This window comes from Burkholderia sp. 567, assembly GCF_040545115.1.
Taxonomy (GTDB): Bacteria; Pseudomonadota; Gammaproteobacteria; order Burkholderiales; family Burkholderiaceae; genus Burkholderia; species Burkholderia ambifaria.
In genome coordinates, this window is the sequence record NZ_JBEPLG010000013.1 from 1 (window position 1) to 22148 (window position 22148).

The window sequence follows — 22148 nt, forward strand, 5'->3', positions numbered from 1 at the left end:
ACATCACGGCACCGACGTACAAGGTTGGCGACACGACGTACAACAACGTCGGCGACGCGCTGGACGCGATGGCGAAGAACGGCGGCTCCGACCCGAACGGCGTGTCTTACGACAGCGCGACGAAGGACAAGGTGACGCTGGCCGGCCAGAACGGTACGACGCTGTCGAACGTTGCGGCAGGCAAGGCCGACACGGACGCAGTGAACGTGTCGCAACTGAAGTCGTCGGGTCTGATCGACAAGGACGGCAACGCGGCGGCTGCGCTGACGTACGACAAGAACGAGGACGGCACGCCCAACTTCACGTCGGCAACGTTGGCAGGCGAAGGCGGCACGACGCTGACGAACGTGAAGGCCGGTGCACTGTCGGCGACGAGCACGGACGCAGTGAACGGCTCGCAACTGTTCGCGACGAACGAGAACCTCGGCAACCTGAAGGACTCACTGACGGATGGCGGCGTGATCGACAAGACGACGGGCGAATCGCTGGCGGTGGTGTACGACAGCACGACGAAGGACAAGGTGACGCTGGCCGGCGGCCAGACCGGCACGACGCTGTCGAACGTGAAGGCTGGTACGGCCGACATGGATGCGGTGAACGTGTCGCAACTGAAGTCGTCGGGCCTGATCGGCGAGAACGGCAAGGCGCTTGCAGCCGTGACCTACGATACGCACACCGACGGCACCACGAACTTCGCTTCGGTGACGTTCGGTGGCATGAACGCCGGCGTCCCCGTCGCGCTGCATAACGTTGCTGCCGGCAAGGTATCGACCGATGCAGTCAACGTGTCGCAGTTGAAGGGCGTGACCGACATCATCGGCGGTGGTGCGGGCATCGATGCGGACGGCAAGGTTACCTCGCCGGTCTACAACGTCGACGGCAAGGATTATGTGTCGGTCGGCGATGCCATCAAGGCGCTGGAGCAGCGTGAGGGCGGCACCGGCAACGGTACGAACCCGAACGCGGTCGTCTATGACGACGCCACCAAGGCAGCGGTGACGCTGGCTGGCGCGAAGGGCACGGTGCTTCGTAACGTCGCGGACGGCTCGCTTGCCGAGTTCAGCACCGAGGCTGTCAACGGCGGTCAGGTGAATTTCCTCGCGTCGAGCATCGCGGATAGTCTCGGCGGCGGTGCGAAGTTCGACCCGGTGACCGGCGACATCTCGGCGCCGACGTATGAACTGACTGCGGCGGATGGCTTGACGAACACGTACGACAACGTCGGGGACGCGTTCAAGCACGTCGACGAGCGCGTGTCGACGCACACGAAGCAGATCGACACGCTGGAGAAGGGTGTCGCGAATGCGGTTCAGTACGACGACGCAACGCATGCCGCTGTCACGTTCGGTGGCGCAGGCGCGGCGCCCGTCATGCTGAAGAACGTCGCGGACGGTGTCGACGAGACCGATGCGGTCAACGTGCGACAACTGCGCTCGGCCGGCCTGGTCGGTGAAGACGGCAAGCTGCAGTCGGCAGTCGTCTACGACAAGAACGCGGCGGTACGACGAACTACGGTTCGGTGACGCTCGGCGGTGTCGGCGCGGCTACTCCGGTCGCCCTGCACAACGTGGCGGCCGGCAAGGCTGCGACGGATGCGGTGAACGTCAGCCAGTTGAGTGGCGTGACCGATGCGCTCGGCGGCGGTGCGAAGATCGACGAGGAAACCGGCAAGGTCGTCGCGCCGACCTACGACGTGGGGGGCAACACCTTCCACAACGCAGGCGACGCACTGACGAACATCGACAACCGGGTCACGCAGATCCAGGACAACCTTGGTGAGGCCACGAAATTGGTCGGCGCTGTCGCTTACGACAAGAACGGCGACGGCACCGTGAATTTCAACACGGTGACGCTGGGCAACGGCTTGTCGACGGGACCGGTGGTGCTGACGAACGTCGCGGACGGCAAGAGCCAGTACGACGCCGTGAACTACGGTCAGTTCTCGAAGCTGGAAGGGCGTGTCAGCAATATCGACGAACGTCTGAACACTATGACCACACCTGGCGGCAACAACAGCGGTAACGACGGTGGGTCCGGCAGCAACCTGATCGGTGGAACGGGCGGTAGCGGCAAGGACAGTGCCGAGATCGTCGCCGCGAAACCGGGCAACGGCAACGGCAACATCGCTGTCGGCTCCAGCTCGCAGATCGTCGATGGCAAGAACAACGCCGCGGCAATCGGTGCCGGTTCGAAGGTGTCGGCCGACAACGGCACGGCGCTTGGCCAGGGTGCGTCGGTGTCGTCCGGTGCGGACAACTCGGTTGCGCTGGGCCAGGGCTCGCAGGCGACCGAGGCCAACACCGTGTCGGTCGGCTCTGACGGCCACGAGCGCCGGATCGTCAACGTCGCGGACGGGGTGAAGGCCACGGACGCCGTCAGCAAGGGGCAGTTCGACCGTGCACTCGGCGGTATGCAAGGCCAGATCAACGACATCTCGCGTAATGCCTATTCCGGTATCGCGGCGGCCACGGCGCTGACGATGATTCCGGGTGTCGATCCGGGCAAGACGCTGTCGTTCGGTATCGGTGGCGGCTCGTACAAGGGCTATCAGGCAGTCGCGCTGGGCGGTGAAGCGCGCATCACGGAGAACCTGAAGATGCGCGCCGGCGTCGGCCTCAGCAGCGGCGGCAATACCTACGGTGTGGGCGCGTCGTATCAGTGGTAAGGCGGTTGACGCGGGCCGTTCGGCCCGCGTCGTCACCTGATGCGTGGCAGGCGGGCACTTGTCGCCCGCCACGCCACGCATCACACCACGCGCAAGCGACTCCATTTCCACCGATCAATTTCCATGAGTCCGCGTCGAACGGACTGAACCATCATGAAAACACCACAACATTTTGTTCGCCGGGGCCTGCTCGGCGCATTCGTAGTTCTGCTGAGCGCATGCGCGACGCAATCCGGCCCGACGTATACCGTTCGGGCGATCAAAGCCACCGATCAACCCGGGCCCGTGTTTCGCGTGACGTGTGAGGGGCTGGTATCCAGCACGCGCTCGTGTGAAGCGGCTGCGCAGAAAGTCTGTGCCGGCAAGCCGGTTACGCCGCTGCAGGCCGTCGATCGCGTTCGTGGCGGCGCCGCGATGGGCGATCCGCGCGAATTGACGTTCATGTGCGGCGTGCCGCCTCAGGCGAGTGTCGCACCTCCTGTCGTCGCGCAAGCGCAACCGGTCGTGCAGGCGCAGCCGGCGGCCGAGCCCGTCGCGCAGCGTCACGTGCTGCTGCAGGGCAGCGCGAACTTCGCGTTCGACAGCGCGGCGCTGACGCCGAGCGCCCGCCAGGAACTCGATCGCTTTCTGGACGTGAATCGCGAGGCCCGATTTCGCCGTGTGACGGTCACGGGCTACACCGATTCGCAGGGTGCGCATGCACATAACGTTCGACTGTCCGAGGCGCGCGCGCGCGCGGTGGCCACGTACCTGCGCACGGGCGGGCTGCACGCGGAACACTTTACGACCGTCGGCAAGGGCGCGGCAGAGCCGGTCGCCAGCAACGCGACGGCCGAAGGGCGCGCGCAGAACCGACGAGTCGAAATCGAACTCGAGAAGGCGTAACGAACGTGATTGACGACTCCGCGGTCACCAATGACGGTCGCCGCGGAGCGCGGATTGACATGTCCGGATGGCTCCGGGGCATCCTGGACTGATACTAGAAGGTAAAAATGGCAGAGCAGAAAGCAACGACGCGTCCGTCGCGTCCGACAATCGAAGCAGTCACCGACAACGTACCGCCGCACACCGGCGTGATTCAAAACGGCGGCCTGACCAACGACTCGAAGCCGACGGTGAGCGGTCGCGGCGATCCTGGTTCGACGATCCATCTTCTGGTGGATGGCATCGAGGTTGGAAGCGTGGTGGTCGGTGCAAACGGGACATGGAGTGTCGCGCTCACGCAGCCGTTGAACGACGGCGAGTATCGCCTGACGGCGCGCGCGAGCAACGACGTCGGCATGAGCGTGCCGTCGACGTCGTACGGCATCCAGGTTGACGTGACACCGCCGTCGCAGCCGAAGATCGAAGCGGCGACGGAGGGTGCGCAGCCGACGCTGTCGGGTCACGCAGAAGCGTATTCGACGGTGGCGATCTACGACGGCACGACGCTGCTGGGCACGACGCAGACGAATATCGACGGAACGTGGACCTTTCAGCTGACGTCGCCCCTGTCGAACGGCACGCATGCACTGACGGTAACGGCGACGGACCCGGCGGGCAATACGAGCGCGCGCTCGGACGGCTTCGACGTGACGGTGGGGCCGGTGACGCCGCCGGTGCCGCTGGCGAAGGCGGTGCTCGACGACATGGGGCACGACAGCGGGAATTTGAATTTCGACCGTCTGACGAACGACGGCACGGGCGGGCGCTTGCTGAACGGTCACCTGATTGGTGCGCTGGCGGCGGGCGAGAAGGTGCAGGTGTCGACGGACGGCGGACGGACGTGGCTGGACGCGCTGATGAACGCGGACGGCACCTGGATGGTGACCGACCTGAACGAGCACGGCGGCAACTGGACGATCCAGACGCGCGTGGTGAACGGCGCCGGCGCGGCGGGCGAGGTGAAGGTGTACGACGTCGAACTGGACACGACGTCACCCGATCCGGTGCTGAAGGCGGTACGCTCGGGCGATGTGATCGACGTCTCGTTCGCCGGCAAGGACATGGTGGTCGGGGACGCGATCAACGTGATGATCGGCGATCAGCGCATCTCGTACAACCTGACGGCGGCCGATATCGCGGCCGGCCGGGTGAAAGTGACGATCCCGGCGGGCATCGCGGCGACGATGGACGAGCACGCGAGCTATGGTATCGCGCTGGTGGATCGGAGCGGGAACATTTCTGACTATCTGGTGACAAGATTTGTCGAGAAAGTGAACCCGGGAACGGGTACCGATGCGGGCATCGAATATCAGACCGTGGATTTCAACGATCGCAAAACACAGGACTTCAACGGCAGCATGCCGATCGACTTCGGCTTGTTTACAGCGGTGCTCGCGAAGCCGGTGCCGGTCAACGGTAAGCCGGGTGTCGAGCAGGGTATTCGTACTGGCGGCGGCGGTGGCTTCGGGCTGGGGTACAAGAAGATCGTGCCGGAAAGCGGGGAGACGGGGTTGCTGATCAACCTCAGCGGGATGCCGAAGTTTTACCTGAACAACGGCGCGCACGCGCGTGCATTGACGGTCGATCTCGGCATCAGCGTCACGGCGAGCTATGAGCATATGACGGCCTATTTCTATGACGACGCCGGCAAGTTGATTTATCGGGAGGACCTGAGGGTCCACGGGACAACGCCGAACGGCGAGATTCATACGTATCAGGTCGTCTTGCCGGATAACCTGCAGTTCTCGGCTTTCAGCATCGGATGGTATTCGGGCACTGGAGCACTGGGTGGCCTGAATGCGCTCTGGGTCGACAATATTGGATTTGCGGGGGGAGACTTTTCGCCGTTGTCGCACGCGGTGAATGTCGACTTCAACGATAAAAAGCCGCAAGACTTCAACGGAAGCATGCCGATCGACTTTGGCACGTTTACCGCCGTGCTCGGTAAGCCGGTGTCGGTCAACGGTAAGCCGGGCGTCGAGCAGGGTATTCGTACTGGCGGCGGCGGCGGTTTCGGGCTGGGGGAAAAGAAGATCGTGCCGGAAAGCGGGGAGACGGGGTTGCTGATCAACCTCAGCGAGATGCCGAAGTTTTACCTGAACAACGGGGCGCATGCGCACGCATTGACGATTGATCTCGGCATCAGCGTCGTGGCGAGTTATGAGCATATGACCGCGTATTTCTACGACGACGCGGGCAAGGAGATTCATCGACAGGATCTGTGGATCAACGGGAGAACGCCGAACGGCGAGATTCATACGTATGAGGTGGTCCTGCCGGACAATTTGCAGTTCTCGTCTTTCGGCATCGGATGGTATGCGAACAATGGGGCAATAGGTGGCTTGAATGCGCTCTGGATCGACAACGTCGGTTTTTCCGGTGGCAGTTTCGCCAAATCGACCTGGGAAACGGTCACCGAACTCGTTCCTCCGGCCGACGTGCAGCACGTGCTGACGTACGCGGATGCCGAGTATTTCGGCTCGGCTCACGGTACGGAATTCCAGCTCGACAACGTGGCGTACTTCATAAACCAGCATGCCGGTCTGCATGGTGGTGCGGGCATCGATACGCTGAAACTCATGGGTGCCGGTCAGACGCTGGATGTGTCGAAACTGTTGAACGTCGGCGGCCACGACAAGATTTCGTCGATCGAGGTCATCGACATCACCGGTGCGGGCAACAACACGCTGAAGCTGTCGATGCGTGACGTGCTGGAACTCGGCCACGAGAACGTGTTCCGAACCGATGGCCACACGCAATTGATGGTGAACGGCAACGCCGGCGATCGGGTCGAGTTGTCTGGCATGGACGGGCTGGACCTCTGGCGCGGCCAATGGACGGACCAGGGCCTGATCGCAGTCGAGGGCCAGGCGTACCGCGTATACGAGAACGCGGCGCTGCACGTCGAACTGCTCGTGCAATCGTCCGTATCGACCCAACTGGTCTAATCCGCGCGCGGGCCGGAATCGCGTCGAGTCGAGACGCGGTCCCGGCCCGTGTCGTTCCCGCTGTGCTGAGGCCAGCGGTTGGGTTCTTTCCGTTGTTTCTTCATGCGTAGCCCGCAGCGAGTTGCGGGCTGCGCATGTCTGCGTATTCAAAGACCTCCATTCAAACTTGTCCCAATGGTTCTGGATTCCTTTTGGGACTCGTCCCATTTTTGCGCGTAGGCACATTTCGTAAAGTTGTTGCTTTCCTGTCGCGGTTCCATTGGCGTCCTGCGATAGCCGTCTCGTCCCGTCATGCGACGGGAGACTCAGCCGCATCGGTGTATGCGCCGACCCTGTCGCTCGTGCGAAACAGCCGCGTCCTGGAGCGCGCCAGGGTTCCGTGAATTCCAGTGGCCAGATAGCGATTTCGATATGAATGCCCGACCTCCCGAGACCGGTGGCGGTAACGCGCCGAATCTTCCGGACACCCTCACCCACGACAGCCTGCTCGATTCAGTCGCATGGCTTTGCACGCACTACGGTTTGGGCAGAAGCCATGCAGTCCTCGTTTCCGGTCTTGCCAAATACGGCCGGCTGACACCATCGCAGGCGATCGAGGCGCTGACGCAGGCCGGTCTTGCGGCGAAGCTGGTGGAGCGCCCGCTGACGCAGTTACCCGAACATCTGTTGCCGGCCGTGCTGTTGCGCCGGAACGGTAGCGCATGCGTGCTGCTCGGCTGGCGCATTGACGATTCGGCGGAGCAGGACGCACGCATCCGTTATCGCGCTGTGCTGCCTGAACTCGGCGATGGGCCGGTCGAATGCACCGCCGCGGAACTGGGCGAGACCTACGCCGGCTACGCGATGCTCGTGAAGCCGGCGGCGAAGGTCGACGCGCGTCCGGACGACCTGCCGACCGAACCGGCCGGGCACTGGTTGCTGCGAACGCTGTGGCGCTATCGCAGCTATTACGCGAGCGCGGCGGTCGGCGCGTTTCTGATCAACGTGCTGGGCCTCGCCAGCGTGTTCTTTACGATGAACGTCTACGACCGTGTCGTTCCGAACCAGGCGTATGTGACGCTCTGGTCGCTCGCGATCGGCGTCGCGCTCGCAATGCTGATGGAAGCGGTGTCGCGGCACGTGCGTGCCCATGTGCTCGATACCGCGGGCAAGAAGGCCGATCTGGTGCTCGGCACCCTGCTGTTTCGGCAGGCGCTGGCGATCCGGATGGAGCACCGGCCGGCGTCGGCCGGCTCCTTCGCGCACCGGTTGCGCGAGTTCGAATCGGTGCGGGACTTCGCGACATCGGCGACGCTGTCGGCAGTATCCGATCTGCCGTTCGTCTTTTTGTTCGTTGGCGTGGTGTTCGCGGTCGGCGGCCCGCTCGGCTGGATTCCGCTCATGATGATCCCGCTGATCGTCGGCCTCGGCACGATCGTGCAATGGCCCCTCGCGCGTGCGATGCGCGAAAACCTGCGTGAGGCGTCGTTGAAGCAGGGCGTGCTGATCGAGTCGATCGACGGGCTCGAGACGCTGAAGGCAGTCGGCGGCGAAGGCGCGATGCGCCACCGCTGGGACGCGTTCAGTGCGAAGACGGCGGCCTCGTCGATGCAGTCGCGCGAGTTGTCCAGCATGGCGACCAGTTGTGTGTCGTTCCTGCAGCAGATGCAGACCGTCGCGATCGTGATCGTCGGCGTGTACCTGATCGGCGAAGGCAAGCTCACCCAGGGCGCGCTGATCGGCTCCGTGATGCTGGCCGGCCGTGTGACGGCACCGCTCGGGCAGGTCATGGGGCTTGCGCTGCGGTTTCAGCAGGCGAAGAGCGCAATGCATTCGCTCAACGAACTGATGGCGATGCCGGTCGAGCACGAGCCAGGGCAGGATTATCTGGCGCAGCCGCCGCTCAGCGGCCATGTGAAGCTCGACGGTGTGTCGTTCCAGTATCCGTCGGCCGGCCTGCAGCAAAACGCGCCCGCGCTGGATCAGATATCGGTGGAGATCCGGCCCGGCGAGCGCGTCGCGATACTCGGCCGGGTCGGCAGCGGGAAATCGACGCTGCTGCGCTTGATTGCGCGGCTTTATCAGCCGACGGAGGGCAAGCTGCTCGCCGATGGGCTCGACGCCGCCCAGATCGCCCCGGCCGACTGGCGCCGAACCTTCGGCTACGTCGGCCAGGACAGCCGGCTGTTTTACGGTTCGCTGCGCGAGAACGTGACGATCGGCCGTCCCGACGTGCCGGCCACGGAACTGCTGCGCGTGCTCAAACTGACGGGGCTCGATGCGCTGGTCGCCCGGCATCCGCTCGGCGCGAATCTTCAGGTCGGCGAAAACGGCCGTGATCTGTCGGGCGGGCAGCGCCAGCTCGTCGCGCTGGCGCGCAGCCTGATCGCGCGTCCGCGAACATTGTTGCTCGACGAGCCGACGAGCGCGATGGACTCCCAGACGGAGTCGCAGTTCATCGAGCATTTGAAGCATGCGACCTCCGACCAGACGCTGGTCGTGGTGACGCATCGCACGTCGCTGTTGGCGCTCGTCGACCGGATCGTGATCGTCGATCAAGGCAAGATCGTGATGGATGGGGAAAAGGCGCGTGTGCTGGCGGCACTGTCGGGCCAACCCGAGGCGGATGAGCCTCCCCCGCAGCCCGAGGCGCAGCGAAACCGTGCGCCGAAAATCCGCGTGGTCGAGCGCGGCGTGCAACCCGGTGCGTCGCCAGCGGAATCGAACGGCGGCGTGGTGTCGTCGGCTGCGGAGGCATCATGATGCGGCGCATTCGATCGATGCCGGGCCGCGGAACGGCGCCGCGCCTGCGAGCCGGCGATGCCGCCTACATGAGCGACATTCGCGAGGCGCTGCTCGTGCGCTCGTCCGCGGGTGCACAGCTGATTCTCTATCTGATCGCAATCGTGCTCGGCGCCGGTCTGGTGTGGGCGCACTTCGCTCGCGTCGAGGAGGTCACGCGCAGCGAAGCGACGGTCGTATCGCCGAGCCGCGAACAATTGATTCAGAGTCTCGAGGGCGGCATCGTCCAGAGCGTGGCGGTGCGCGAGGGCGAGGTGGTCGAAAAAGGGCAGTTGCTCGCGAAGATCGATCCGGCACGCGCGCAATCGAGCTATCGCGAAGTGTTGACCAAGGCGCTGGAGCTCAAGGCGAGCGTGTCACGCGCGCGTGCCGAAGCCTATGGAGTGCCGCTGGACTTTCCGGAAGACGTGAAGCGCGAATCCGGCCTCGTCGCGCAGGCCACCGCAACATACCGTGCCCGCCGCCGCGCGCTCGACGAGCAGGTCACCGCGCTGGAGAAGAGTCAGGCGCTGGTCCGGCGCGAGATCGCGATGTCGGAGCCGCTCGCGGCGAAGGGGCTGGTCTCGGAAGTCGAGATCCTGCGCATGCGGCGTCAGTCGACGGACATCGCCGCGCAGATCGCCGAGCGCCGGAGCCGTTTCACCGCGGAGGCCAGTACCGAGCTGTCGCGGCTCGAACAGGAGCTCGCGCAAACCAACGAAGTGCTGGCCGGGCGCGCGGACGTGCTGGCGCGCACCGATGTCGTCGCGCCGATGCGCGGCGTGGTGAAGAACATCCGCATCCGCACGCCGGGTGGCGTCGTGCAGTCGGGCGAACACATCATGGAGATTGCGCCGCTCGACGGCCGCGTACTGGTCGAAGCGCGGATCAAGCCATCCGACGTCGCGTTCCTGCGGCCGGGGTTGCCGGTGCTCGTGAAGCTGAGCGCGTACGACTTCTCGATCTACGGCGGATTGCACGGGCACGTTGTCAGCCTCGGCCCGGACACGTTGAAGGATGATCAGAAGGCCGCGATGGGGCGTCCCGACGCGAACTATTACCGGCTCATGGTCGAGACGGACTCGGACGCGCTCGCCGCGGCCGGCAAGCGTCTGCCGGTATTGCCGGGCATGCAGGCAACGGTCGATATCCGCACCGGCGAGAAGACGGTGCTCGATTACCTGCTCAAGCCGATCTTCAAGGCCCGCGAGGCCTTCAGGGAGCGTTGAGCATGAGCGGATTTCGAATCAACGGCGCGTGCGTCGATGCGCGCGAATTTCGCGCGGGGCTTCGTGTCGCCGCGTCGGCGGTATTGCTTGTCTTGTCGATGTGGCAATTGGCCGGGACTGCGCACGCCGCCAATATCGTGCCGCCACGTGTTGCGATGGCGTCGACATCGACTGACGCGCAGGCTACTGCCGCCGGCTCCGATGGACCGACGGGCGCATCCGCGCCGACGCGCGATGATTCCGCGTCGGCACCTGCCGCGGGGCGTGCGATGACCGAGCGTGAATTGCGGCAGATGCTGTATGCCGCGGCGGAAGCGGCCGTCGACGTCAGTCCGCAGGTGCGGCGCCTTTACGCGGAGTACCAGGCGGCGCAGTCGGATGTCGATCAGGCGAAAGGCGCGCGTTGGCCGCAATTGCAGTTGAACGCCCAGACGCGCGCCGCGCAGTTCGGCTCGAATGCCGGCAGCGCATACGATCCAGGCAACGCGCTGAACGTGAACCTGACGACGACGCTGTTCGACTGGGGCCGCACCGAGAAAACGATCGGCAGCCGGCAGGACCTCGCGAGCGCGGGTCAGGAGCGCTACGTTGCGCAGATGGAAGATTCCGCCTATCAGGTCACGGCTACCCTCGTCGAGCTGTCGAAGCAGCGCAACATCGCCACGTTGAGTCAGCGCTTCGTCGACCGGATGGCGCGTCTCGTGCGGATGCTCGAGGAGATCGTCGCGATCGATCGCGGTCGCGGCAGCGAGCTTACCCAGGCGAAGGCCCGTTTGCTGCAGGCCGAGGCGAGTCGCGATGCGGCGCTGGCGAAATACCGAACGGTCGAGCTGAATCTTCGCAAGCTGGTGGGCGAGCGGCCGGTGCCGACGCTCATGCTGACGGACTCGCACTGGCCGCTGCATCCTGGCAATCTCGACCGGCTGATGTCCGCGCTCGATGAAAACCCGCGCCTGCGACAGGCACGCGCCGAAGCGAGTGCGGCCGAACTGAACCGCGATGCGGTGCGCGCGGCGTCCAGGCCGCAATTGAACTGGGTCGTCAGCACGAATACCGGCCAGGATGCCATCGGACGCCGCATGCCGTGGCAGACGATGCTCACGTTGACGTGGAATGCGTTCACCGGCGGCTCGGCGACTGCGGCGACGGACGCGGCGACGTTCCGTGCGTCGGCGAGCTGGAGTCAAGTCGAACAGATGCGTCTGGATCTCGAATATCAGGTGCGCAGCGCGGAGGAGGATGCGCAGGCGTTCGGGGAGCGGGCGGATCAGTATCGCGACTTGTCGGTCGAGTCGGCGCGCGTGCGCAGCGCGTTCTTCGACCAGTGGTATCACCTCGGGCGCCGCTCGCTGCTGGACGTGCTGATTGCCGAGAACGACGACTACAACAATCGCGTCAACGAGGTGGCGTACCGATTCGATGGCTATGCCGCGACGCTGCGGGGCTACGCATCGGCGGGCATGCTCGTGCAATGGTTGCGTGAGGGATGACGTATCGCGCGGTGTCCGGCACCGGCCGCGCAACGAGGGGAAATCATGAATCCTGGATCGATCGAGAACTGGTTTGAAGTGCCGCCGCCAAGAGCGGCTTCCTACCTGCCCGGTCCTTATGGCGTTCGGCACGGCGTCACCGATCGCTTCGCGCGCTCGTCGTCGGGGGCGGTCTATCTGTCGAGCCGTCGTTCTGTTATCGCCGCCGACGTGTGCGCGGCCGATTTCGGGCACGACAATCTGGCATGGAGCCGCCAGCCGCTACAGCGCGGTCGCGGCCGCGGTCGCCTCGTCTTGTCCGCGATCGGCGGTGCATTGCTCGGTGCAGCGTTAATGGCGTTGCTCGGCGGGATGATGGCAGTCTGCGGCGCGGAGTTGGGCCATCCGGCGCGGGGCGGCCTGCCCGCGGGCAAACAGGCGTCCGCGTCGGTTGTTGCGGCGGCCCACGAGGCGGTGCCGGTGCCGCCTGCAACGCCGGTTTCGGATTCAGCGCTGGCTTTGGTGCCACCCTCTGCGCCGACGGCCAGCCAGGCGGATGCGTTACCCGATCCAGTCCGCGTGGCGAGCGGGCATCCGGCATCGGCATTGCAGCCGACGCCACTTCGGCGGCCCGACAGGACGGGCGTGCGCGCCCGCGAACGCGGGACGGGGCGGTCGATATCCGCGAAAGCCACGTTGCGTCGCGTGCCGGCCCAGCCTCCCCGAGCGGCGCCGGCAGAGCCATCCGTACCGGGAGCGCCGGACCGATGCGGCGCCGACTGGCCGTGTGGCGACGCGCTGCGCGCGTTGCAGGTCGAGCTGAAGCACCGGGAAGCGAGCAAGCCAATACCGGCGGCGGTACAAAGCAATGCGGCGCAGACGTCGGTTCGCCTGACCGACCACCGGCGCGTGACCGAGTGGTAATTCGGGGGCTGTGAAAGCCGCTGCTTGCCCGGGCGCTTCAGTGTCGTGCCGGAATCCGTGTCACGCGTTCACTGCAGAATCAGCAGCAGATGCGCATCGGCCTGTTCACCCGGCGCCTGCTTGAATCCGCTCTTCGCGAAACGATGCCAGCGCCCGATCACGTAGCTGACGAGCAGGCTCGCGCGGGCCGCGGGATCATAGTCAGCCGGCAACGTGAACGGTGCGGCGCCGTCCTGCGGCGCGTTGGCCTCCGTGCGCGCGACCCTCAGGCATTGCTTGACGGTCGCCTCGATCCGGTCGAGCAACTGATTCACGCGTTCGGTGAGGCGCTCGTCCTCGCCGATCAGGGCCTCGCCGGTCAGCACGCGCGTCATCCCGGGGTTCTTCGCGGTGAAATTGAGCATCGTCAGCGCGATCGTGCGTGCCTGCAGCACGCCGTTCGGCTCCTTCGCGACGATCTGGTTGACGAGTCCGAACAGCGCCTGCTCGATGAACTCGATCAGCCCTTCGTACATCTTCGCCTTGCTGGCGAAATGCCGGTAGAGCGCGGCTTCCGACACGTCGAGCCGGGCCGCGAGCGCGGCGGTCGTGATTTTCTCGGGCTTCGGCACCTCGAGCATTGCGGCGAGCGTCTGCAGGATCATCACGCGCCGCTCGCCCGGCTTTGGGCGCGGGCGGGACGGCGTGGCCTGGTCTTCCTTTACGGCTTGGTCCTGCGGGTAAGTCGGCTGCATTTCTGTCGCCCCGATCGTGTGCCCAGTCGGAGCGATTTTAACGAACGAATGCGCTGGTCGACATAATGTGGACGGCCGATGCTCGGCAGATGGCCCGGCAGGTGGCCGGTGATCCATACGGTACCGATGCCGAGCCGCTTGTAGCGTTTCAGATGGCTGCGGGTATCTTCGACGAGGATCGCGTCGGCCAGCCGCGCGTGCGCGGCACGCAAGGCCCGGCGCAGCATCGTGTGGTCGGGCTTCGCGCGCCAGGCGCGCCGGTCGCGCATGTGCTCGATCGCGATCACGCGCTCGAACAGCCGCTCGATGCGCAGCTCGCGCAGTACCGCACGCGCGTAGTTCTCCGGCGCGTTGGTCAGCACGAACTTGCGACCCGGCAGCGCGGCGATGATGCGCGCGAGGCCGCGCTCGGCGTGCAGCATCGCGGGCAGGTCGGCAAACGTGTGGACAACCCGCAGGAAGTCGTGCGGATCGATCGGATGATGGCGCGTGAGGCCGAGAAGCGCGGCGCCGTAGCGCTGCGTGTAGCCGGTGCGCAGCCGGTCGGCCTCGACACGCCCGACGTGGAGCGTGTCGATGATGTACTGCGTCATCGCGCGGTTGATCTCCGGAAAGATCGCGTGCGATGCGTGGTGCAGCGTGTTGTCGAGATCGAACAGCCAGACTGGCGCGCCGGCACGCGGCCGGCTGCGGGAGATGCGCCGGCGTCGCAGCGACGCCGGCAGGTCGGAACGCTTGGGGAGGCGGCGTGCGCTCAATGCGAGCGGATCATCGTGCCGAACGGCTGCTCGGTCAGGATTTCCAGCAGCACCGAGTGCTCGATCCGGCCGTCGACGATGTGCACCGACTTCACGCCGCTCTTCGCGGCGTCGAGCGCCGACGAGATCTTCGGCAGCATGCCGCCCGAAATCGTGCCGTCCTCGAACAGCGCGTCGATCTCGCGTGCCGACAGGTCGGTCAGCAGGTTGCCGTCCTTGTCCATCACGCCGGGGATGTTGGTCATCATCAGCAGCTTCTCGGCGTTCAGCACGGTCGCGAGCTTGCCGGCGACGAGGTCGGCATTGATGTTGTACGACAGGCCGTCCTCACCGAAGCCGATCGGCGAGATCACCGGGATGAACGCGTCGTCCTGCAGCGCCTTCACGACGGCCGGATTGATCGCCTCGACTTCGCCGACCTGGCCGATGTCGATGTACTGGCCCGGGTTGTCGCGGTCCGGCATCAGCAGCTTGCGCGCGTGGATCAGGCCGCCGTCCTTGCCCGTCAGGCCCACCGCGTGGCCGCCGAAGTGGTTGATCAGCGTCACGATGTCCTGCTGCACTTCGCCGCCCAGCACCCATTCGACGACTTCCATCGTCTCTTCGTCGGTGACGCGCATGCCCTGGATGAAGGTGCCGGCCTTGCCGATCTTCTTCAGTGCCTGATCGATCTGCGGACCGCCGCCGTGGACGATCACCGGATTGATGCCGACCAGTTTCAGCAGGATCACGTCGCGTGCGAAGCCTTGCTTGAGCCGCTCTTCCGTCATCGCATTGCCGCCGTATTTGATGACCACGGTCTTGCCGTGATAGCGACGGATGTACGGCAGCGCTTCCGCGAGGATTTCTGCTTTCAGCGTGGGGGCGATCTGCGAGAGGTCGATGGGCTCGGACATGGCGGCAGCTCTGGCTGGGAACGGTTGAAACAGGGCGAATTGTACAGGAGTGGCGCAGCGCAGCATCGGGTTTTTGGGCTGGCCGGACGGTGGGTGCCGCGGGCCCCGGCCCATACGCGGCGGCCCGCCGGCCGTGGCGCCGAGCCCCGCGACGGCGCCGCAGGCGGGGCGGGCGGCGCGTGTGCCCGGACGTGTTTTGCGGGACGCATCGGCCGATCGGCCGACGTGCAAAATCCGTTCGCCGCGCTATGCTTGACGCGTAGGGTGACGTTCATGCCCGTTACCGCGCCTTCGCCATGACCGATTCCGCCGTCGACACTCGTTCGACCCCGCGCCGCGCGCGCTGCCCGCACTGCGGGCGCGGCTTCGACTGCGGCGCCGGTACCCAGCCGTTCGACTGCTGGTGCGCGTCGATGCCGGTCGTGCCCGGCGGCGCGCCGCCGGCGGCCGGCACGCGCTGCCGGTGCCCCGAGTGCCTCGCCGACGAAATCGCCCAGCGCATGGCCGGTGCGGCCGGCTGACGGCGCAGGCGCGTGCGACCGGCCGAGGCGCCGGCTTGTCGGGCCGTGCCTTGATGCGTTCCTGTGTGTATTCGTCCGCCACGATCCGGCCCCCGGTAGAGGCGCCGCACGCTAAACGGGTAAACTGCTCGGATGCAACGAATCACCACCACCGGGCGCGTCAACCTCAGTCACCTGTTCTGGCTGCGCAATCTCGCGATCATCGGCCAGCTCGCGACGATCGGCGTCGTGCAGACCTATTTCGGCGTGCACCTGCCGTTGCCGGCGATGCTGATGGTCATCGCGCTCGAAATCGTTTTCAACGCGCTGACCTGGGTGCGCGTGCTGCGCGCGCGGCCCGAGACCGATTTCGAGCTGCTCGGCCAGCTGTGGGTCGACCTCGGTGCGCTGTCGGCGCTGCTGTTCCTGTCGGGCGGCACGACCAACCCGTTCGTGTCGCTGTATCTGCCGTCGCTCGCGATCGCGGCGGCCGTGCTGCCGTGGCACCTGATGATCTGGCTCGCGGCGTTCGCGGTCGCGTGCTACGCGGCGCTCGGCTTCGATTCGGTGCCGCTCAACATGGATAACCCGGCGAACCTGTTCGACTACTACCGCACCGGGATGTGGGTGAACTTCATGGTCAGCGTCGGGCTGATCGCGTGGTTCGTCGCGCGCATGTCGAACGCGCTGCGCCAGCGCGATTCGGCGCTCGGCGAAGCGCAGGCGCACCTGCTGCGCGACGAGCGCGCGGTCGCGCTCGGCGTGCAGGCCGCAACTGTCGCCCACGAGATGGGTACGCCGCTGTCGACGATCGCGATGCTCGCGGAGGAACTGCGCGACGCGGCACGCGCCGATCCGGGGCTGGCACGCTACGAGGCCGACCTGAAGGTGCTGGAAGAGCAGATGACACTCTGCACGTCGGCGCTCGCGCGCCTGCGCAGCCGCGCGAGCGCGCCGGCGAGCCGCCAGCCGGTGGACGACTGGCTCGATACCTTCGTCGAGCACTGGCGCCTGCGGCATCCGCACGTGCAGTTCGAACTGCTGGGCGCGCGCCCGTCGGGCGTCGCGCTCGACGACACGGTCGCGGCCGGCCAGATCCTGACGATCCTGCTGGACAACGCCGCGCGGGCGAGCCCGCATCGCGTGACGCTGGCCGCGAAGCTCGCGCACAACGAGCGGGCGGCCGACCAGATCGAATTCGAAGTACGCGACGACGGCCCGGGCATTCCGGCCGCGTTGCGCCAATCGCTCGGCGCGATGCCGGTCGACAGCACGCAGGGCGGACACGGAGTCGGCCTGTACCTCGCGTTCAGCGCGGCCGTGCGCCTGGGCGGCGAAATCGAGCTGTCCGATGTCACGCCGCGCGCGGCGGGCGGCAACGGGCGCGCCGCAGGCGGCGCGAATGGTCACGCCGCTGCCGCGTCGGGCCAGCGCACGACCGAACGGGCGGCAGCCACGCCGGACAGCCGCCCGGCCGGCTCGCCGGGCCGCGGCACGCGCGCGGTGCTGCGCCTGCCGGTGGCGCGCATCGCGGCGCCGGCCGCCTCAACCAACACGTAGACGGAGAAACCACATGAGCGAGAACAATTTCCTGGTGATCGACGACAACGAGGTGTTCGCGGGCACCCTCGCGCGCGGCCTCGAGCGCCGCGGCTATGCGGTCCAGCAGGCGCACGACAAGGAGGCGGCGCTGCGGCTCGCGGCCGGCGGCAAGTTCCAGTTCATCACCGTCGACCTGCATCTCGGCGAGGATTCGGGCCTGAGCCTGATCGCGCCGCTGTGCGACCTGCAGCCCGACGCGCGGATCCTCGTGCTGACCGGCTACGCGAGCATCGCGACCGCCGTGCAGGCCGTGAAGGAGGGCGCCGACAACTATCTCGCGAAGCCGGCGAACATCGAGTCGATCCTGGCCGCGCTGCAGACCAACGCCAGCGAGGTGCAGGCCGACGAGGCGCTCGAGAATCCGGTCGTGCTGTCGGTCGATCGGCTCGAATGGGAGCACATCCAGCGCGTGCTCGCGGAGAACAACAACAACATCTCGGCCACCGCGCGCGCGCTGAACATGCACCGCCGCACGCTGCAGCGCAAGCTCGCGAAGAAGCCGGTGCGCCAGTAAGCGGCGCCGCGCCGTCGGCGTGCCGCACCAACGGCATCAACGAAAACGGGCGGCCCGCCGGGCCGCCCGTTTCGCATTCGACGCCGCGCGCGTTACAGCACGTAGCGCGACAGGTCTTCGTCCTGCGACACCTCGCCGAGCGCATTCTCGACATATTTCGCGTCGATCGTCACGCGCTCGCCGGCGTGGTTGCCGGCCGAGAACGACACTTCCTCGAGCAGCTTCTCGATCACCGTGTACAGCCGGCGCGCACCGATGTTCTCGGTCTTCTCGTTGACCGCATACGCGATCTCGGCGAGGCGGCGGATGCCGTCCGCGGCAAACTCGAGTTGCACGTCTTCCGTAGCGAGCAGCGCCTGGTACTGCTTGACGAGGCTCGCGTCGGTCGCGTCGAGGATCGCCTCGAAATCCTCCACCGACAGCGAGTCGAGCTCGACGCGGATCGGAAAGCGCCCCTGCAGTTCGGGGATCAGGTCGCTCGGCTTCGCGAGGTGGAACGCGCCGCTCGCGATGAACAGGATGTGATCGGTCTTCACCATCCCGTACTTCGTGTTGACGGTCGTGCCCTCGACCAGCGGCAGCAGGTCGCGCTGCACGCCCTGGCGCGACACTTCGCCGCCGCTGCCTTCGTTGTTGCGCGACGTGATCTTGTCGATCTCGTCGAGGAACACGATGCCGTTCTGCTCGACGTTCTGCACGGCCTTCGTCTTCACTTCCTCGTCGTTGAGCATCTTCGCCGCTTCCTCGTCGGTCAGCAGCTTCAGCGCTTCCTTGATCTTGACCTTGCGGCGCTGCTTCTTGCCGCTGCCGAGGTTCGAGAACATCGAGCGGATCTGCTCGGTCATCTCTTCCATCCCCGGCGGCGCCATGATGTCCATGCCGGCCGACGGCTGCTCGAGGTCGAGCTCGACTTCCTTGTCGTCGAGCTGGCCTTCGCGCAGGCGCTTGCGGAAGGTCTGGCGCGTCGCGTTGTTGTCGTCGTTCGCGTGATCGGCGTTGCCGCCGAAGCCGACCGCGCGCGGTTGCGGCAGCAGGATGTCGAGGATGCGGTCTTCCGCCTGGTCGGTCGCCTTGCTGCGCACCTTGCGCATCTCGGATTCACGCGTCTGCTTGACCGAGATCTCGATCAGGTCGCGCACGATGCTGTCGACGTCACGGCCGACGTAGCCGACTTCGGTGAATTTGGTGGCTTCGATCTTGACGAACGGCGCATCGGCGAGCTTCGCGAGGCGGCGCGCGATTTCGGTCTTGCCGACGCCCGTCGGCCCGATCATCAGGATGTTCTTCGGCGTGATTTCCTGGCGCAGCGGCTCGCCGACCTGCTGGCGGCGCCAGCGGTTGCGCAGTGCGACGGCGACGGCCTTCTTCGCCTTGGCCTGACCAATGATGTGCTTGTCGAGTTCCGAGACGATCTCGGCAGGGGTCATGGTGCTCATGGTGCGGTCCTTACTCGATCGTTTCGATGATGCGGTTGTGGTTGGTGTAGATGCACATGTCGCCGGCGATCTCGAGCGACTTCTCGACGATTTCGCGCGGGGACAGCTCGGTGTTCTCCGCGAGCGCGCGGGCCGCGGCCTGCGCGTACGCACCGCCCGAGCCGATCGCGCAGATGCCGCCTTCCGGGTCGAGCACGTCGCCGTTGCCGGTGATCACGAGCGTGGTGGTGGCATCGGCCGTGATCAGCATCGCCTCGAGGCGGCGCAGCATCCGGTCGGTGCGCCAGTCCTTCGCGAGCTCGACGGCCGCGCGGGTCAGATTGCCCTGATGCTTCTCGAGCTTCGCCTCGAAGCGATCGAGCAGCGAGAACGCATCGGCGGTGCCGCCCGCGAATCCGACCAGAACCTGGTTGTTGTAGATCCGCCGCACTTTCCGCGCGCCACCCTTCATGACGATGTTGCCGAGGGTTACCTGGCCGTCGCCGCCGAGCGCGACCTTGTCGCCGCGCCGGACCGAAACGATGGTCGTGCCGTGAAATTGCTCCATCTGCGTTCCTTGAGAAAAACGGGGAAGAGTCGGGCGGCGCGAGGCGCCGCCGCGTGAATCGCAGTGCGCCGGGGAGCGGCCCGGCGCGCGTCCGTTTCATTTTAGGGCGGGCGCCGGGATATCAAGAGGTGGAGGGGGCAAATCGGCCGGCCGGGAACCGGGCCGGAAAAACAAAAAGCGCGCGGCAGGCCGCGCGCTTCCGGGAAGCAGCGTGTCAGAGCGGAACGCCGCTCGATCAGTCGCCGAACAGCTTCTGGCGCAGCTCGCGGCGCTCTTGCGCCTCGAGCGACAGCGTCGCCGTCGGGCGCGCGAGCAGGCGCGGGATGCCGATCGGTTCGCCGGTTTCCTCGCACCAGCCGTAATCGCCGGAATCGATGCGGGCGAGCGACTGCTGAACCTTCTTGAGGAGCTTGCGTTCGCGGTCGCGCGTACGCAGCTCGAGCGCGTGCTCTTCCTCGATCGTCGCGCGATCGGCGGGGTCGGGCACGATCACCGTCTCGCGCAGATTCTCGGTCGTCTGGCCGGCATTCTTGAGGATGTCCGCCTGCAACTGTTCGAGCCGATTTTTGAAGAAGGCGAGCTGATCCTCATTCATGTAATCCTTGTCGCTCATCTTCAGGATTTCGGCTTCGGTCAAGAGTTTCTTCGTCATCTGCTTGCTTCTTCAATGTGCGGCAAATCAGGAGATATTGCCTGCACTTTGGGATTACCCGCAACCGCGCTTGCAATCATTTGCGATCTGCCGCCGCGGGGCCGAAAGCCTCTGGAAAACCGGTTCTCAAATACCAGGACAGGCCTGGCGCTGATTTGCGCGCGGCGAACCGGTGCTGCGCGGCAAATCGCATCGGCCGCGGCCGGGTGGCGGATGGGCGATCCGGCGCGGTTGCGACGCCCGGTATTGGTTCAGCAAGAACCGGGCCTGTTATTGCCGTACTCCAGCGGGCACGTATTGTAACTGAATCGCAAGCGGGCGCCGTATCGGGTCGATCCCCGTCGGCTGCGCCAATATCTAGAAAATATAACGCGCAAATCGCGAAAAAGCGATGACGGTGAAACCCTTGCCGCGCAAGGCACCCGCCAAGCACCGCGGCCGCCCCTGAAGGCGGCCGCGTGGAAGGCGCCCGATGCCGGGGCCTGAACGCTCAGGCGAGGCAGGCGTCGAGGCCGTCGGTGATCAGGTCCTGCGGCAGATCGACGCCGATGAACACCATCTTGTTCGTCTTCTTCTCGACCGGCAGCCACTTCGCGGCGAGGTCGCTGCCCATCATCTGGTGCACGCCCTGGAACACGACCTTGCGATCGACGCCCTTCATGTACAGCACGCCCTTGTAGCGCAGCATCCGTTCGCCGTAGATCTGCAGGATGCCGCCGAGGAAGTCTTCCAGCTTGTTCGGGTCGAACGGGCGGTCGTTGCGATACACGAACGACTTGATCTTGTCGTCGTGGTGCGCGTGGTGGTGGTGATGATGGCCGTGGTCGTGATCGTGCGCGCATTGACCGTGATCGTGGTCGCAATCGGCGTGATCGTGATCATGGCCGTGATCGTGGTGAGCATGCGCGTGGTCGTCTTCGGCGAGGAAATCCGGGTCGATCTCGAGCTTCGCGTTCAGGTTGAAGCCGCGCAGGTCGAAGATTTCCTTGATGTCGGCTTCGCCGAAGTTGACGATCTTGATCGTCGCCTTCGGGTTCATGTGCATCAGGCGATGCTTGAGGCCGGCGACGGTCTGGTCGTCGACGAGGTCCGACTTCGTGATGAACAGGCGATCGGCGAAGCCGACCTGGCGCTGCACGACTTCGTGTTCGTCGAGCTGCGCGTTCGCGTGCTTCGCGTCGACGAGCGTGATGACCGCATCCAGCAGGAAGTCGTCGGCGATTTCGCTGTCGATGAAGAACGTTTGCGCGACGGGGCCCGGGTTCGCGAGGCCGGTGGTTTCGATCACGATGCGGTCGAAGTCGAGCTTGCCTTCGCGCTTCTTCGCGGCCAGATCGCCGAGCGCGCGGGCGAGGTCGCCGCGGATCGTGCAGCAGATGCAGCCGTTGCTCATCTGGATGATCTGCTCGTTCGAGTCCTGCACGAGGATCTCGTTGTCGATGTTCTCTTCGCCGAACTCGTTCTCGATCACGGCGATCTTCATGCCGTGCTGTTCGTTCAGGATGCGCTTGAGCAGCGTCGTCTTGCCGCTGCCGAGGAAGCCGGTGAGGATGGTGACGGGAGTGGCCATGTCGGTCGCCTGTGGTTCGT

16 protein-coding genes and 3 pseudogenes are annotated in these 22148 nt (G+C 65.7%); 12 read left to right on the top strand and 7 right to left on the bottom strand.

Features of this window, described 5'->3' with window-relative positions; all coding sequences use genetic code 11:
* From ABIC50_RS29340 to ABIC50_RS29375, 9 genes and pseudogenes are all read left to right on the top strand, one after another.
* Window positions 1–1412 (top strand): annotated as a pseudogene (locus ABIC50_RS29340) (hypothetical protein); the annotation flags it as partial.
* A gap of 155 nt (window positions 1413–1567) precedes the next feature.
* Window positions 1568–1636 (top strand): annotated as a pseudogene (locus ABIC50_RS34040) (hypothetical protein); the annotation flags it as partial.
* A gap of 162 nt (window positions 1637–1798) precedes the next feature.
* Window positions 1799–2665 (top strand): annotated as a pseudogene (locus tag ABIC50_RS29345) (YadA family autotransporter adhesin); the annotation flags it as partial.
* A 153-nt stretch (window positions 2666–2818) separates the two neighbouring features.
* On the top strand, window positions 2819–3550 hold the full coding sequence (locus ABIC50_RS34045; protein ID WP_471686035.1) for an OmpA family protein: 732 nt from the start codon (window positions 2819–2821) through the stop codon (window positions 3548–3550).
* Window positions 3551–3657: 107 nt separating this feature from the next.
* Window positions 3658–6537: an Ig-like domain-containing protein gene (locus tag ABIC50_RS29355; RefSeq protein WP_354168397.1), complete on the top strand. Its 2880-nt coding sequence runs from the start codon at window positions 3658–3660 to the stop codon at window positions 6535–6537.
* Window positions 6538–6948: 411 nt separating this feature from the next.
* Window positions 6949–9279 (top strand): type I secretion system permease/ATPase, encoded by a 2331-nt coding sequence (locus ABIC50_RS29360; RefSeq protein ID WP_354168399.1) that lies wholly within the window; start codon window positions 6949–6951, stop codon window positions 9277–9279.
* Window positions 9276–10526, top strand: a complete 1251-nt coding sequence (locus ABIC50_RS29365; RefSeq protein ID WP_354168401.1) for an HlyD family type I secretion periplasmic adaptor subunit — start codon at window positions 9276–9278, stop codon at window positions 10524–10526. The genes ABIC50_RS29360 and ABIC50_RS29365 overlap by 4 nt, the downstream gene beginning before the upstream one ends.
* 269 nt (window positions 10527–10795) lie before the next feature.
* Complete coding sequence (locus tag ABIC50_RS29370) at window positions 10796–12016, top strand: TolC family protein (RefSeq protein ID WP_041491408.1); 1221 nt, start codon at window positions 10796–10798, stop codon at window positions 12014–12016.
* A gap of 45 nt (window positions 12017–12061) precedes the next feature.
* The gene (locus tag ABIC50_RS29375) at window positions 12062–12919 is read left to right on the top strand and encodes a hypothetical protein (RefSeq protein ID WP_354168403.1); all 858 of its coding nucleotides are present in this window, start codon (window positions 12062–12064) and stop codon (window positions 12917–12919) included.
* Window positions 12920–12987: 68 nt separating this feature from the next.
* Here ABIC50_RS29375 and slmA read toward each other — a convergent pair whose 3' ends face one another.
* Genes slmA through argB form a run of 3 tightly spaced genes read right to left on the bottom strand, consistent with a single transcriptional unit; the run spans window position 12988 to window position 15307 of the window.
* Entirely contained in the window at window positions 12988–13653 is a 666-nt protein-coding gene (slmA, locus tag ABIC50_RS29380; protein ID WP_105834793.1) for a nucleoid occlusion factor SlmA, read from the bottom strand.
* Window positions 13620–14411, bottom strand: a complete 792-nt coding sequence (locus ABIC50_RS29385; protein WP_354168405.1) for a pyrimidine 5'-nucleotidase — start codon at window positions 14409–14411, stop codon at window positions 13620–13622. The genes slmA and ABIC50_RS29385 overlap by 34 nt, the downstream gene beginning before the upstream one ends.
* Window positions 14408–15307 carry an acetylglutamate kinase gene (gene argB, locus ABIC50_RS29390; RefSeq protein WP_006754950.1) on the bottom strand — a complete coding sequence of 300 codons (900 nt, stop codon included), beginning with the start codon at window positions 15305–15307 and terminating at the stop codon, window positions 14408–14410. Before argB ends, ABIC50_RS29385 begins: the two co-directional genes overlap by 4 nt.
* 296 nt (window positions 15308–15603) lie before the next feature.
* On the opposite strand from argB, the gene ABIC50_RS29395 reads away from it, so the two are divergent.
* From ABIC50_RS29395 to ABIC50_RS29405, 3 genes are all read left to right on the top strand, one after another.
* Entirely contained in the window at window positions 15604–15828 is a 225-nt protein-coding gene (locus ABIC50_RS29395; protein ID WP_175665911.1) for a cysteine-rich CWC family protein, read from the top strand.
* 132 nt (window positions 15829–15960) lie between these two features.
* Entirely contained in the window at window positions 15961–17367 is a 1407-nt protein-coding gene (locus ABIC50_RS29400; RefSeq protein ID WP_354168407.1) for an ATP-binding protein, read from the top strand.
* Between the two features lie 13 nt (window positions 17368–17380).
* Complete coding sequence (locus tag ABIC50_RS29405; RefSeq protein ID WP_011658200.1) at window positions 17381–17923, top strand: response regulator transcription factor; 543 nt, start codon at window positions 17381–17383, stop codon at window positions 17921–17923.
* Window positions 17924–18015: 92 nt separating this feature from the next.
* Here the strand turns inward: ABIC50_RS29405 and hslU are convergent, their stop codons facing one another.
* The 4 genes from hslU to ABIC50_RS29425 all read right to left on the bottom strand — a co-directional run bounded on the left by hslU (window position 18016) and on the right by ABIC50_RS29425 (window position 22128).
* On the bottom strand, window positions 18016–19359 hold the full coding sequence (gene hslU, locus ABIC50_RS29410) for an ATP-dependent protease ATPase subunit HslU (protein WP_126228716.1): 1344 nt from the start codon (window positions 19357–19359) through the stop codon (window positions 18016–18018).
* A 10-nt stretch (window positions 19360–19369) separates the two neighbouring features.
* Window positions 19370–19906: an ATP-dependent protease subunit HslV gene (gene hslV, locus ABIC50_RS29415; protein WP_006760749.1), complete on the bottom strand. Its 537-nt coding sequence runs from the start codon at window positions 19904–19906 to the stop codon at window positions 19370–19372.
* Between the two features lie 235 nt (window positions 19907–20141).
* Window positions 20142–20558 (bottom strand): RNA polymerase-binding protein DksA, encoded by a 417-nt coding sequence (gene dksA / locus ABIC50_RS29420; protein ID WP_006477498.1) that lies wholly within the window; start codon window positions 20556–20558, stop codon window positions 20142–20144.
* Window positions 20559–21048: 490 nt separating this feature from the next.
* On the bottom strand, window positions 21049–22128 hold the full coding sequence (locus ABIC50_RS29425) for a CobW family GTP-binding protein (protein WP_126228715.1): 1080 nt from the start codon (window positions 22126–22128) through the stop codon (window positions 21049–21051).
* Window positions 22129–22148: the final 20 nt, after the last annotated feature.

What these genes read in the sequence shown, in the direction of transcription:
- ABIC50_RS34045 (WP_471686035.1), top strand. Translation starts at nt 2,819, where the DNA reads ATGAAAACACCACAACATTTTGTTCGCCGGGGCCTGCTCGGCGCATTC.
- ABIC50_RS29355 (WP_354168397.1), top strand. Translation starts at nt 3,658, where the DNA reads ATGGCAGAGCAGAAAGCAACGACGCGTCCGTCGCGTCCGACAATCGAA.
- ABIC50_RS29360 (WP_354168399.1), top strand. Translation starts at nt 6,949, where the DNA reads ATGAATGCCCGACCTCCCGAGACCGGTGGCGGTAACGCGCCGAATCTT.
- ABIC50_RS29365 (WP_354168401.1), top strand. Translation starts at nt 9,276, where the DNA reads ATGATGCGGCGCATTCGATCGATGCCGGGCCGCGGAACGGCGCCGCGC.
- ABIC50_RS29370 (WP_041491408.1), top strand. Translation starts at nt 10,796, where the DNA reads ATGACCGAGCGTGAATTGCGGCAGATGCTGTATGCCGCGGCGGAAGCG.
- ABIC50_RS29375 (WP_354168403.1), top strand. Translation starts at nt 12,062, where the DNA reads ATGAATCCTGGATCGATCGAGAACTGGTTTGAAGTGCCGCCGCCAAGA.
- slmA (WP_105834793.1), bottom strand. Translation starts at nt 13,653, where the DNA reads ATGCAGCCGACTTACCCGCAGGACCAAGCCGTAAAGGAAGACCAGGCC.
- argB (WP_006754950.1), bottom strand. Translation starts at nt 15,307, where the DNA reads ATGTCCGAGCCCATCGACCTCTCGCAGATCGCCCCCACGCTGAAAGCA.
- ABIC50_RS29395 (WP_175665911.1), top strand. Translation starts at nt 15,604, where the DNA reads ATGACCGATTCCGCCGTCGACACTCGTTCGACCCCGCGCCGCGCGCGC.
- ABIC50_RS29400 (WP_354168407.1), top strand. Translation starts at nt 15,961, where the DNA reads ATGCAACGAATCACCACCACCGGGCGCGTCAACCTCAGTCACCTGTTC.
- ABIC50_RS29405 (WP_011658200.1), top strand. Translation starts at nt 17,381, where the DNA reads ATGAGCGAGAACAATTTCCTGGTGATCGACGACAACGAGGTGTTCGCG.
- hslU (WP_126228716.1), bottom strand. Translation starts at nt 19,359, where the DNA reads ATGAGCACCATGACCCCTGCCGAGATCGTCTCGGAACTCGACAAGCAC.
- hslV (WP_006760749.1), bottom strand. Translation starts at nt 19,906, where the DNA reads ATGGAGCAATTTCACGGCACGACCATCGTTTCGGTCCGGCGCGGCGAC.
- dksA (WP_006477498.1), bottom strand. Translation starts at nt 20,558, where the DNA reads ATGACGAAGAAACTCTTGACCGAAGCCGAAATCCTGAAGATGAGCGAC.
- ABIC50_RS29425 (WP_126228715.1), bottom strand. Translation starts at nt 22,128, where the DNA reads ATGGCCACTCCCGTCACCATCCTCACCGGCTTCCTCGGCAGCGGCAAG.